The sequence below is a fragment of the Streptomyces sp. NPDC052299 genome (assembly GCF_040679335.1).
Lineage (GTDB): Bacteria > Actinomycetota > Actinomycetes > Streptomycetales > Streptomycetaceae > Streptomyces.
On record NZ_JBFAUP010000008.1, the window covers coordinates 91,857 to 104,500 of the forward strand.

At 73.5% G+C, this 12,644-nt stretch carries 11 protein-coding genes; 8 read left to right on the forward strand and 3 right to left on the reverse strand.

Annotated elements, in window-relative coordinates:
* Nucleotides 1–70: 70 nt before the first annotated feature.
* Nucleotides 71–949, reverse strand: a complete 879-nt coding sequence (locus AB0L33_RS15565) for a serine hydrolase (protein WP_365681571.1) — start codon at nt 947–949, stop codon at nt 71–73.
* Between the two features lie 161 nt (nt 950–1,110).
* On the opposite strand from AB0L33_RS15565, the gene AB0L33_RS15570 reads away from it, so the two are divergent.
* Nucleotides 1,111–1,470, forward strand: coding sequence for a hypothetical protein (locus AB0L33_RS15570; protein ID WP_365681573.1), 360 nt, complete (start codon nt 1,111–1,113; stop codon nt 1,468–1,470).
* Nucleotides 1,471–1,504: 34 nt separating this feature from the next.
* Here the strand turns inward: AB0L33_RS15570 and AB0L33_RS15575 are convergent, their stop codons facing one another.
* Both AB0L33_RS15575 and speB read right to left on the reverse strand, forming a co-directional pair.
* Entirely contained in the window at nt 1,505–3,190 is a 1,686-nt protein-coding gene (locus tag AB0L33_RS15575; RefSeq protein ID WP_365681575.1) for a thiamine pyrophosphate-binding protein, read from the reverse strand.
* On the reverse strand, nt 3,187–4,155 hold the full coding sequence (speB, locus tag AB0L33_RS15580) for an agmatinase (protein ID WP_365681577.1): 969 nt from the start codon (nt 4,153–4,155) through the stop codon (nt 3,187–3,189). The genes AB0L33_RS15575 and speB overlap by 4 nt, the downstream gene beginning before the upstream one ends.
* A gap of 203 nt (nt 4,156–4,358) precedes the next feature.
* On the opposite strand from speB, the gene AB0L33_RS15585 reads away from it, so the two are divergent.
* The 7 genes from AB0L33_RS15585 to AB0L33_RS15615 all read left to right on the forward strand — a co-directional run bounded on the left by AB0L33_RS15585 (nt 4,359) and on the right by AB0L33_RS15615 (nt 12,598).
* Nucleotides 4,359–4,616: a hypothetical protein gene (locus tag AB0L33_RS15585; RefSeq protein WP_161212351.1), complete on the forward strand. Its 258-nt coding sequence runs from the start codon at nt 4,359–4,361 to the stop codon at nt 4,614–4,616.
* A gap of 89 nt (nt 4,617–4,705) precedes the next feature.
* Nucleotides 4,706–6,046 (forward strand): type VII secretion integral membrane protein EccD, encoded by a 1,341-nt coding sequence (gene eccD / locus AB0L33_RS15590; protein WP_365681580.1) that lies wholly within the window; start codon nt 4,706–4,708, stop codon nt 6,044–6,046.
* Between the two features lie 62 nt (nt 6,047–6,108).
* The gene (locus tag AB0L33_RS15595; RefSeq protein ID WP_365681582.1) at nt 6,109–7,209 is read left to right on the forward strand and encodes a MinD/ParA family protein; all 1,101 of its coding nucleotides are present in this window, start codon (nt 6,109–6,111) and stop codon (nt 7,207–7,209) included.
* A 52-nt stretch (nt 7,210–7,261) separates the two neighbouring features.
* Complete coding sequence (eccCa, locus tag AB0L33_RS15600) at nt 7,262–11,272, forward strand: type VII secretion protein EccCa (protein ID WP_365681584.1); 4,011 nt, start codon at nt 7,262–7,264, stop codon at nt 11,270–11,272.
* Between the two features lie 161 nt (nt 11,273–11,433).
* Nucleotides 11,434–11,766, forward strand: coding sequence for a hypothetical protein (locus tag AB0L33_RS15605; protein ID WP_365681586.1), 333 nt, complete (start codon nt 11,434–11,436; stop codon nt 11,764–11,766).
* A gap of 59 nt (nt 11,767–11,825) precedes the next feature.
* A complete protein-coding gene (locus tag AB0L33_RS15610) occupies nt 11,826–12,146 on the forward strand; it encodes a pore-forming ESAT-6 family protein (protein WP_365681588.1) in 321 nt (106 codons plus the stop codon).
* Between the two features lie 26 nt (nt 12,147–12,172).
* Complete coding sequence (locus AB0L33_RS15615; RefSeq protein ID WP_365681589.1) at nt 12,173–12,598, forward strand: DUF6507 family protein; 426 nt, start codon at nt 12,173–12,175, stop codon at nt 12,596–12,598.
* The last annotated feature ends 46 nt before the right edge of the window (nt 12,599–12,644 follow it).

Below are 12,644 nucleotides of genomic sequence, written 5' to 3' on the forward strand. Positions count from 1 at the left end.
GGTGTGCTGCGGATTTCATCCCTCCGCAACAAATACGGGACCTGGGACCCAGGTCCCGCCGGGTTCGTGGCTAGGAGCGGGCTGCGTGCATGATGCGCGGGTTGAGGTCCTTGTGGACGACCCGGGCGACGGCCTGGATGGTGTTGATGCCGTCGGTCATCGTCTTGTTGTCCTGGGTGAGCACGGTCAGCCCGTAGTCGTGGCCGTTGCCGGTGAAGGCGCCGATGCTGTGGACCCGCCAGCCGTGGGTGGAGCGCTGCAGCCAGCCGTTCTTGAGCTGGACGGTGGTCCCGGGGACGGCACCGGCCGGGGTCCCCCAGCGCTGCGAGGAGACGACCTTCCTCATCAGCCCCAGCTCGTAGGAGCGGGCGCTGTCGGTGAGCACGGAGTTCTTCGAGGTGAGCAGGGTCAGCAGCCGCTGCTCGTCCTGGGCGGTGATCTGGGTCAGGCCCCAGTAGCCGCCGGAGCCGGGCACGGTGTGGGTCATCCCGGCGGCCTTGAGGAAGGCGTTGATCTTGGTGACGCCGAGCTGCTTCCACAGGCTGGTGGTCGCGTCGTTGTCGGACTTGGTGATCATCTTGGTGCTGAGGTCGATCTCGCGCTGGGTGAGGTAGCGGTTGTGCTTGGCGTTGTCCCACAGGAGCGTGGCCAGCACGGTCGCCTTCACGACGCTCGCGGAGTCGTACTTGCTCGTGGCGCGCAGCGTGCACGTGGTGTTGGTGGACCGGTCGTAGAGCGCGAGCGCGACGGTGGACTTGCGGCCCTTCAGCGCGGCGGTGATGTCCTTGGTCAGCTGCGCGGCGAGCCCGGTCCGCCCGGAGGTGCAGCTCACGGCGGTGGTCGCGGCGGACGCGGGCGCGGCGGCGAGGGCGACGGGCGCGAGGACCCCGGCGGCGACGGCGGCACAGAGCGCGGCGCGGCGGCGCCCGGTGGTGCGGGACGTGGTCATTGGTGCGTTCCCCCTGAACGGTTCCTGTGGGCGGCCCCCCGGCACGCCCGCAAGAGATGACTCGCGGGGGGCCGGAAGGTTGTACGGGCCCGGACCCCGGGGTTCGCCGCCGTTCCGGGACGGGTAGCCATGAAGTCCGCCGGTGGATCAAGGGAGGGCACATGGCCGACGGTCAGCTCACGGACGCCTATCGCTGCGGACAGTTGTACGCGGCACTCGCGGCGCTCGAACGGCTCGGCTCATCGAACGGGAAGGCGTCGCTGGACGACAAGGGGGCCCGGTCGAAGGCGTCGGAGAAGCCGCTGAACGAGTTGCGCAGGCATGTGGAGCAGGTGGTCCCGTACCTCATGCAGGCCCAGCAGCTGCGCCGGGGTCCGCAGGCCGCGGCCGTCTTCCGGGCGATCCCCGAACTGCTGCCCCACGCCAAGGAGCTGCCGGCCCACCTGAGCCACGCCCAGCGGGAGGACTTCCACCTGGGGTGGTGCGCGCAGGTGAAGGCGCTGGAGGGCGCCGCGAAGTGAGCCGCCCGGGGCCGCCGCGGCGGCCCCGGGTCCGCTACAGGTGCGTCGGCTCGAACATCTTCAGCAGGGCCGGGAGTACGACCACCGAGGGCCCCGGCCGGCCGAACGCCTCCGCCAGGTCCGCAGCGAGCGTTTCGGGGCTCGTCCGGACCGCCGGGACGCCGAAGGACTCGGCGAGGGCCGCGAAGTCGGGGCGGGCCAGCTCCGTACCGGTGGTCTCGCCGAAGGCGCCGGTCAGGTACTCGCGCAGGATGCCGTAGCCGCCGTCGTCCACGATCAGCCAGGTCACCGGCAGGCCGTACTGCCGGGCGGTGGCCAGTTCCGCCAGGGAGTACATCGCGCCGCCGTCGCCGGAGACCGCGAGGACCGGCCGGGTCGGGTCGGCCACCGCCGCGCCGAGCGCCGCCGGGAAGGCGTAGCCCAGGCCGCCCGCGCCCTGCGCGGAGTGCATGGTGTTCGGGCGGCGGGCGTCGAACGCGGCCCAGGCCCAGTAGCTCAGGATCGTCATGTCCCAGAAGCTGGGCGAGGCGTCGGGCAGGGCGGTCCGGATCGCCGTCAGAAGGTCCTGTTCCAGCTCGCGGCCCTGGCCGGCGATCCGGTCCCGGACCCGGGCGAGCACCCCGGCCGCCCGGTCCGCGGCTGCCGGGTCCTCGCGCGGGGCGACCGCGTCGATGAGGTCGGCGAGCGCGTCGCGGGCGTCCGCGTGGATGCCGAGCGCCGGGAGGTTGGCCTCCAGCTTCCCGGCGTCCGCCTCGATCTGGACCACCCGGCCGCGCGGGGCGAACGTGTAGTAGTTGGAGGAGAGTTCACCGAGTCCGGAGCCGACGACGAGCAGGACGTCGGCGTCCGCCAGGAAGTCGGTGACGTGCCGGTCCTCCACCCACGACTGGAGCGAGAGCGGGTGGACCCAGGGAAAGGCGCCCTTCCCGCCGTACGTGGTGACGACGGGGGCCGCCAGCTTCTCGGCCAGCGCCCGCAGCTTCCCGGAGGCGTCGGACCGTACGACTCCGCCGCCCGCGACGATCGCCGGGCGCTCGGCGTTCGACAGCAGGTGCGCGGCGACCGCGACGAGCTCCGGGCGGGCGTGGAGTTCGCGCGGGGTGGCGTCCGGGGCGAGGACCACGGGCAGCCCGGTCTCCGCGTCCAGCACGTCCTGCGGGATCTCGACCCAGACGGGGCCGTGCGGGGCCGTCAGCGCGGACTCCCAGGCGGCGGCGATCGCGGACGGGATCTGCGAGGCCGCGCGCACGGTGTGGACGGACTTCACGACGTCCCGGAACGACGCCTGCTGGTCGCGCAGTTCGTGCAGATGACCGTGGCGTCCGCCGCCCAGACCCCGGACCGGGACCTGGCCGGAGACCGCGAGCACCGGCGCGGAGGCGGCGGCCGCCTCCTGGAGCGCGGCGAGCGAGGTCAGCGCGCCGGGCCCGGTCGACAGGAACAGCGGGGCGACCTCGCCGGTGATCCGCCCGTAGGCGTCGGCCGCGAAGCCCGCGTTGTTCTCGACGCGCAGCCCGACGTACTGGAGCGACGAGCGGCGCAGCGCGTCGAACAGCGCCAGCGCGTGCTGTCCGGGCAGCCCGAAGACCGTCGTCGCGCCGAGTCCCCGCAGCGTCTCGACGACGAGGTCGCCGCCGGTGCGCCCCGGTGGGGGATTCAGCGCGGCCTCGATCTGCGCCGGGGTGAGCTCGGGCCGCTCGTCGTGGTGGTCGTGACTCAACGCTGCCGGGCCTCCGCGATCTGCCGGGTCATGATCGTCGTCAGCTCGTACGCGGTGTGCGAGGCGGCGACGGAGGTGATCTCCGCGTGATCGTACGCGGGGGCGACCTCGACCAGGTCGGCGGAGACCAGGTGGCAGGAGGCCAGGCCGCGCACGATCTCCAGCAGCTCGCGCGAGGTGAGGCCGCCGGCCTCCGGGGTGCCGGTGCCGGGGGCGTGCGCCGGGTCCAGCACGTCGATGTCGATGGAGATGTACAGCGGCCGGTCGCCGATGCGCCCGCGCAGCTGGTCGGTGATCTCGTCCACGCCGCGCCGCATCACGTCGGCGGAGGTGACGATCCCGAAGCCCATCTTGGCGTCGTCGGTGAGGTCCTGCTTGCCGTAGAGCGGGCCCCGGGTGCCGACGTGGGAGAGCGCCGAGGTGTCGAGGATGCCCTCCTCGACGGCCCGGCGGAACGGGGTGCCGTGGGTGTAGGCGGCGCCGAAGTAGGTGTCCCAGGTGTCGAGGTGGGCGTCGAAGTGGAGCAGCGCGACCGGGCCGTGCTTCTTGGCGACGGAGCGGAGCAGCGGCAGCGCGATGGTGTGGTCGCCGCCGAGCGTCATCAGCCGGGCGCCCGTGGACAGCAGCTCGTCGGCCGCCGCCTCGACGGTCTCGACGGCCTCCTCGATGGCGAACGGGTTGACCGCGATGTCCCCCGCGTCGGCGACCTGCGCCAGGGCGAAGGGCGAGGCGTCCTGCGCCGGGTTGTAGGGGCGCAGCAGGCGCGACGCCTCACGGATCGCGTTGCCGCCGAAGCGGGCGCCGGGCCGGTAGGAGACGCCCGAGTCGAACGGCACCCCGACGACGGCCACGTCCGCCGTGCCGACCTCGTCCAGGCGGGGCAGCCGGGCGAACGTCGCCGGTCCCGCGTACCGGGGGACGCGGGAGGAGTCGACGGGGCCGCGGGGCGTCTCGTTGCTGGTCATGACGGGGGGTGCCCTTTCCTGGGATGCGTGTGCCGGGGCGACGTTAGGGGGCCGCGGGGCCGGACTGAAGTGTACGTTTCGTCCACTCACCCACCGGAACGGATGAAACCCCCACGCCCCGCCCCGCGCGCCCGCGATCCGGCCACCCGAGGTGTCCTTCCCGTCACCCCATGGCTTATGTTGCAGTGGCAAAGGGGGGTCGCATGGCACGGGATTACGACAGTCAGCTGCTGGAGTCGGTGGGAGTACGCCGCCGGCGGATGCGCGACGCGCTCCTGTTCGGCACCGGCCGTGCGCGGCGGACGGCCGACGAGCGCCTGGGCAAGGTGTTCGCGGGCATCGCGATCACCGCGGTGCTGTGCGCGGGCTGCGTCGGGTGGTCCTTCCTCCAGCACACCCTGGACAAGCAGAAGGCCGAGCAGGAGAAGCAGCAGCGGCAGTACCAGCAGTACAACCGCTGACCGGTTGACGGATGTGACCGATTGCCCCCGAAATCCCTGGACGTCGCGATGATTGGTTTTCGTCAGTGAGTACGGCAGTGAGTACGGCGATGGCTTCCCGGGCGGAAATGAGCCGGGTGACCCTGGTCGGCGAGCGGCGCCGCGCGGATCTCGTCCTGCCGTCCGACACCCCGGTCGGGCAGCTCCTTCCGGACATTCTCCAGCTGCTGGACGACCGCGCCGCCTCCCGCCCGCTGACCCGGCAGCTGCTCACCGCCGACGGCTCGGCGCTGCCGCACGACGCCACCCTGGCCTCGGCGGGCATCGGCGACGGTGCCGTGCTCCGGCTGGTCCGCAGCCACGCGGCGCCACCCGCCCCGGTGGTCCACGACGTCACGGACCAGGTGGCCGACAGCCTGGACCTGCAGACCTGGCGCTGGCGTCCGGCCGCCCGCCGCGTCGGCGCGGGCACGGCGACCGCGGTCTTCGCGGTGACCGCCGCGCTGCTCGCCCGCCGTGAGTTCCCGCTGGGCGCCCTGGCCGGGGCGCTGGCGGGCGTCACGGTCCTGCTGCTGGTGGCCGGTGCGCTGGTCGCCCGGCTCGGCCGGGGCAACCGCCCGCTGGCGACCGCGCTCCTCCTCGTCTCGGCCGGGCTCGGCGTCCTCACGGCGTGGACGGCCGCCGACGCGTACGACTGGTCCGGTGAGCTGCGGCTGGCGGCCGTGGCCGGGGCGGTCGCCCTGTCGCTGGTGCTGCTCGGGCTGCTGTCGCCGCTGGGGCGGGGCGGGCTGATCGGGGCGCTGGCCACGGCCGTGCTGACGGCGGTCTGGGAGGCCGTCGCGGCCGTCGCGGCGGACCCGGCCCGGCTCGGCGCCGTGATGGCCGTGTTCTCCGTGGTCCTGCTCGGCCTGCTGCCCCGGCTCGCCCTGATGGCGTCGGGCCTCACGGGGCTGGACGACCGCCGCTCGGGCGGTGCCTCGGTCAGCCGCCACGACGTGGGCAACGCGCTGGCCGCCACGCACCGGGGCCTCGCCCTGGCGACGCTCGTCACGGCGGTGTCGGCCGCCGCCGGCGCCCACCTCCTGACCACGGCGGACCGGCCGACGGTGTGGACGGTGCTGCTGCCGTGCCTGGTCGCGGTCGTGCTGCTGTCCCGGGCGCGAGCGTTCCCGCTGGTCGCGGAGGTGGTGGCGCTGTTCGCCGCCGCCGCGTTCACCGGGGTGCGGCTGGTGGTGCTGTGGCTGGACCACTCCGGGGGCGCGGGGCCGGTCGCGGTCCTGTGCGCGGCCGCGCTGCTGCCCCTGATCGCGCTGGTGGCGGAGCCTGCCGAGCACGTACGGGTGCGGCTGCGGCGGACGGCCGACCTCATCGAGTCGATCGGCGTCGTGGGGCTCTTCCCGCTCGCCGTCGGGGTGTTCGGCGTCTACGGGCAGCTGCTGAACAAGTTCTGACGACTCCGAGACCACACACGGGCGCTCCCGGCGGGGCATCGAAGCGGCGAAGAAGGGCAGACATGCCGAACGCGGACCACAACTGGCAGGGCGACCTCCTGCGCGACCTGAAGAGGCCGGGCCCGGCCGGGACCCCGGCGGCCCAGGAGGCCCGGCGCCCCGCGGTCCCGCCCGCGCGGACGGAACCGGCGACGCAGGCGCCCGCCGCCCGCACCTGGCCCGGGACGCCGACGCCTCCCCCCACCCCCGACTCGCTCCCCGTCCTCGACCAGGCGATGGCCGCCGTGGCGCGGAGGCCGGTGCGCGGTGAAGCCGTCGCCGTACGGGCCGCGCGCGCCGTGCGCCGCATCGTCTCCGGGTCCGCCGCCCGGGAGGTCGCCGCGCTCACCCGTACCGCCGAGGTGCTCCAGCAGCCGGTGACGACGGGGCGGCAGATCGCGGTCACGTCCATCCGGGGCGGCGCCGGCAAGACGACGGTGACCGCGCTGCTCGGCACCACGTACGCGCACTACCGGCAGGACCCCGTCCTCCTCGTGGAGGCCGACCCGGCGCTGGGCTCGCTGCCGCTGCGGCTGGGCGCCGAGGCGCTGCGGTGGACCACGGCCGACCTGGCGGACATCGCGGTCCCGCAGATGTCGCTGCTCGACGTCACCGGTTATCTCACCCAGCTCCCGGACAACGCCTGGCTGCTGCCCGGCAGCCAGGGCCGGATCGGGGCCATGATCGACACCGTCACGTACGAACGGGTGATGGTCGCCCTGCGCCGCTACTTCGGGGTGACCGTCGTGGACTGCGAGACGCTGCCCGCCGAGGTCGCCCGGGTCGCCCTGTCCGCCGCGCAGGCCCGGGTGCTCGCGGCGCCCGCCACGCTCGACGGTGTGACCAGCACGTACGCCGTGCTCCAGTGGCTGCGGGCGCTCCCCCCGCACGTCATCGAGGGGACCGTCGTCGCACTCTCCGTGATGACCCCGCGCCCCGGCATCGACCTCGACGCGGCGGCCGAACGTCTCGCCACGACCGGCGCCCGCGTCCGGGTCCTGCCGTACGACCGGCACCTGGCGGCCGGCGGACCGCTGCGCACCGGACTGCTCTCGCGCCCGGCCCGGCTGGCCGCCACCGGCCTCGCCGCCGAGGTCTTCGAGCTGTCCCAGAAGCGCCGGTGACCCCGGTGCCACGTTCGTACGCCCACCCGGCCGAGATTCCCGGACGGAGCCGATGAGCACCCGCCTGATCCACCGCCCCGCCCGCACGACGCGCCCGCCGGCCGACTCCGAGCCGCGCACCATCGAGGCGCCGCCGAACCTGCCCGAGGGCAAGTCCGGGAACATCGCGATGTCGCTGCTCCCGGTCGCCGGGGTCATGTCGTCCGTGGTGATGATGACGGTGGTCCGCAACAGCCAGTTCGCCGGGCTCGGCGCGATCATCCTCGTCGTCACGGTCATCGGCTCGGCGGTGCTGCTGCTCTCCCAGCGCGGCAAGGCGCAGCGGACCCGGCGCACCCAGCGCGAGGCGTATCTCGCCTATGTGGAGGACCTGCGCGAGGAGTTGTCGGCCGAGGAGCGGGTCCGGCGGGAGCAGGCGGACGTGCTCAACCCGTCCCCGTACGCCCTCTACGACATCGTGCGCGACCCGGCCCGGCTCTGGGAGCGGCGCAGGGCCGACGACGACTTCCTGCGGATACGGGCCGGCACGGGCGAGATGCCGCTGCGGGACCTCCGGATCGGCGAGCAGGGCTCGTGCGTCCTCACCCCGCCCGACCTCTTCATGCTCAACGAGGCATCGGCCCTGGTGCAGCGGTTCCGCAACGGCACCGAACTCCCCCTGACCGTCCCGCTGGACCGGGCCGGGAACGTCAGCGTCGTCGGCCCCCGCGAGGACGGCCTGCGGGTCGTGCGCGCCCTGCTCGTCCAGGCGGCCGCCCTGCACGCGCCGGACGACGTGGCCATCGCGGTCGCCGCGTCGGGTGAGCGCATGGGCGACTGGGAGTGGGCGAAGTGGCTGCCGCATCTGCTCGACCCCGAGCAGTCCGACGGACCGGTCGCCGCCCGCCGCATCGCGCCCTCCGCCGAACGGCTGGCCCGGCTCCTCGGGCCCGAGCTGCGCCGCCGCGCCTCGTACGCGGCCGAGGTGCGCCGGGGCCTGGCCGGGCGGGACGCGCTCGCGATGAACTCCCGGCTGCTCGTGGTGGTCGACGGGCACGGCGAGGACGCCGTGGACCTGCCGCGCCCCGACGACGCGGTCGGGCTGCGCGAGATGGGCGTGACCGTGGTGCACCTGCTCGACCGGCGGGTCCAGGAGCCGGACCACGTCAACGTGCGCCTCACCGTGGACGGCACCGACGTGGTCGTGGAGGACCTGCGCGCGGCGGAGCCCGTCGAGTCGCACGGCACGGTGGACGAGGTCGGGACGGACTTCGCGGAGGGCCTGGCCCGGATGATCGCGCCGCTGCGGCTGTCCGCCGAGTCCCTGGCCGACGCGCCGCTGGCCGGGCCCGTCGAGTTCGCCGCGATGCTCGGCATCCAGGACGTGGCGGCGCTGGACCTGGACCGGCTGTGGGCGCCGCGCGGCGAACGGGCCTTCCTGCGGGTGCCGATCGGGATCAGCGACGCGCACGAGCCGGTGCTCCTGGACCTCAAGGAGTCCTCCGAGCTGGGCATGGGTCCGCACGGGCTGTGCGTGGGCGCGACGGGCTCCGGCAAGTCGGAGCTGCTGCGCACCCTGGTCCTCGGCCTGGCCGCCACGCATCCGCCGGAGGACCTGGCGCTCGTCCTGGTCGACTACAAGGGCGGCGCCACCTTCGCCCCGTTCGCGGACCTGCCGCACGTGGCGGGGGTCATCACCAACCTGGAGAACCAGGCGGGTCTGGTCGAGCGCGTGCACTCCTCGCTCGCCGGTGAGGTCAAGCGCCGCCAGCAGGCCCTGAAGGACGCGGGCAACGTCGCGGACATCGGGGACTACGCGGCGCTGCGCGCGCAGAAGCGGCCGGACCTGGAGCCGCTGCCGCACCTGTTCGTGGTGATCGACGAGTTCGGTGAACTCCTCACCGCCAAGCCGGACTTCATCGACCTGTTCCTGTCCATCGGCCGGATCGGCCGGTCCATCGGCGTGCACCTGCTGCTGTCCAGCCAGCGCATCGAGAGCGGCAAGCTCAAGGGCCTGGAGACCTATCTCTCGTACCGCCTCGGCCTGCGCACCTTCTCCGCCGACGAGTCGCGGATGGTCCTGGACACCACGGACGCCTTCCACCTGCCGCCGCTGCCCGGCTTCGGCTTCCTCAAGGTGGACACCAGCCACTACACGCGCTTCAAGGCGGGATACGTCTCCGGCGCGTACCGGGGCCCCGTCCGGTCCGCCGACGAGGAGGAGACCGGGCCGCTCGCCCTCCCGTACGAGGCGTACAACACCCTCGCCGGGCCGGACAGCGCCCCGCAGGACCGCGAGCCGTCGGCCCGCCGCCGGGAGACCGGGCCGACCGAACTCGCGGTCATGGTGGACCAGCTGACCGGTGCGGCGCCCGGGGTGCGGAGCATCTGGCTGCCCCCGCTGCCCGCGGCGGTCACCCTGGACGCGGTCGCCGGACCGCTGGACGCGGGGGTGAGCGGGATGCGGCTGACCGGGGTGCGCCCGGACGCGGGCAGGCCGGGCACCCGGCAGCGCGGCCCGCTGCTCGTCCCGCTCGGGCTGCTGGACGACCCGGCCAAGCAGTGGCAGGGGCAGTGGCTCCTCGACCTCACGGTGGCCGGCGGCCACGTGGCGGTCATCGGCGGCCCGCAGTCCGGCAAGACGACGCTGCTGCGCACCCTGGTCCTCTCCCTCGCGCTCACGCACACCCCGCAGGAGGTCGGCGTCTACGGCCTCGACCTGGTCGGCGGCGGCCTCCAGGCGCTCGCCGGGCTGCCGCACGTCGGCGGCGTGGCCGGCCGCGCCGACCGGGAGCGGGCGGCGCGCACGGTCGAGGAGGTGCGCGCGATGCTCACGCTGCGCGAGGAGCTGTTCCGCGAGCACGGCATCGACTCGGTCGAGCAGCTGCGCACCCTGCACGCGGCGGGGCGGCTGCCGGAGCTGGCGTCCGCCGAGATCGTCCTCGTCATCGACGGGTTCGGCGCACTGCGCGACGACTTCGACGAGCTGGACGACGCGGTCGCGGACATCCTCAAGCGGGGCGGCGGCTACGGCATCCACGTCGTCGCCGGGATGCTCCGGTGGAACGACGTGCGCATCGCGATCCAGTCCAACTTCGGCACGCGCGTGGAGCTGCGGCTCAACGACCCGGGCGAGTCGAGCATCGACCGCAAGCTGGCCGAGACCCTCTCCCCCGACGAGCCGGGCCGCGTCCTCACCGACGGGAAGCTGTTCGCCCAGGTCGCCCTGCCCCGCACGGACGGGGTCGCGGAGACCTCGGAGCTGGGCGCGGTCCTGGAGCGCGCCGCGCGCACGGTCCGGGCCACCTGGCACGGCGAGGTCGCCCAGCCGGTGCGGGTGCTGCCGCACGTGCTCGAACCGCATCTGCTGCCCGGCCGGGCGGCGGAGCCGGAGCGCGTGCCGCTGGGCCTCGACCAGTCGGCCCTGGCGCCCGTGCTGCTGGACCTCTTCGGCCACGACCAGCACCTCCTGGTCCTCGGGGACAGCGAGTGCGGCAAGACGAACCTGCTGCGCGCGGTCGCGCAGGGGCTCGCCGACCGTTACGGCGAGGACGACCTCGTCTTCGCGGTAATGGACCCCCGGCGCTCGCTGCGCGGGGTGGTCCCGGAGGAGCTGAACGGCGGTTACGCGTACAACTCCAAGCTCTGCATGGGACTTTCGGCCGCGATCGCCTCCGAGCTGGAGAAGCGGCTGCCGGACGAGAACGCCCGCCTGGAGGACCTGGAGCCGGGCAGCTGGGGCAAGGGCCCGCGCATCGTGGTCCTGGTGGACGACTACGACGTGCTGACGACGGCGGGCCAGTCGCCGCTGGCCGCCTTCCTCCCGTACATCCCCTCCGCCGTGGACATCGGCCTGCACTTCGTCCTGTCGCGGCGGGTGGCGGGGGCGGCGCGCGGCATGTACGAGCCGGTGGTGCAGAGCCTGCGGGAGTCGGGGGCCTCGGCGCTGGTGATGTCCGGCGACCGCAGCGAGGGCCAGCTCTTCCCCGGCGTGTACGCCGCCCAACAGGCCCCGGGCCGGGGGGTGTTCATCCAGCGGGGGCGCCCGAACCGGCTGACGCAGACGGTGTTCGTGCCGCACTGACGTACTCCTTCGCAAAGCGCGACTACGGGGGCATCCGGCCCGATCGCCCGACCACCGTGACGACATGGCCGATTGCAGATTGCAGTAGCGACGCGCGGATTGATAGACATGACGCTGGAACGAACACAACCGTTCGAGGTTCGACGCATGGGGGGAAGCCGATGAAGTTCGACATGGGGTCCACGGTCCTGTCGACGCTGCTCAAGCACTCACAGGGCTCCAGCACCGATCTGGGCACGCTGATCCGGCAGTTGATCGCCGCGGCGGAGCCGCTGGAGGGCAAGTTCAACGGCGCGGGCAAGATCGCGTTCGACGACTTCAAGAACCGCTCCGACGAGATCACCGCGGCGCTGAACGCCTCGCTCTCCGGCATCCTGGGCGGCCAGCAGGGCATGGACGCGGCCTTCGGCTCGGGCGAGCAGGAGCAGGGCGAGAACGCGCGTACGCAGATGGCTTCGGCCAACTTCGACGCGGCCCGCTTCGGCGCCCGCTGAGCCGGCGCGAACGGCACTCTCGACGCATCCGTACACATTCCTGACGGGGAGAAAAAGGCATGGCAGGAAAAGGCGGCAACACGGACCGGCGCTCGTACGACACCGGCGCATCGACCGAGGTGCAGGGCAGCCTCCAGACGGTGATCGCCCAGCTCGAACTGGTCATCACGGCCCGGGACGGCCAGGTCAAGGCCGCGATGAGCGACTTCGCGGCGGACGGCGTGGCCGACGAGTACCACGGCAAGGAACTCCGCTGGCAGGCGACCTCCCAGGAGGTCAAGAACATCATCCAGCTCCTCCGCTCCACGCTGGAGAAGAACGACGGCACGGCCCACCAGACCCTGGCCCGCGCGAAGGCGGCCGTCGACAACATCGGCTGACGTCACGACTCCGGGGGGGGCGGCCGGTGACGGCTTGGGACATCAAACCGCAGGGTGTGCAGGGGCAGCTGAAGAAGGTCGGCACGCACGCCGGTGACCTGGAGAAGGCGCTGAACGCCATGGTCACCGCGATGTCGGAGGCGGCGACGCACGCGGGTACGGCGGTGCCGGGCTCGGCGGCGTCGCTGCCGGTCGCCGGGCCGGTGGCGGTGGGGGCGGAGCCCCTGTCCCACCCCACCCTGGGACCGGTCGCCGCAGCGCTGGGCACGTACATGACGGAGCGGAAGCCGCAGCTGAAGTCGATGGCGGAGCGCATCCAGGCCGCCGTGCTGGGCGCCGCGACGGCGACGAACGAGTACGTGGAGGGCGACCTCGACACGGCCAAGCGGGCCCAGGACGCCGCCAGATCGGTCCGCCTGGACGTGCTGAAGGACATCAGGACGGCCAAGTGAGCAAGAACGAGGCGGTCACCCCGTCGGGCATACCGGTCTTCACCGG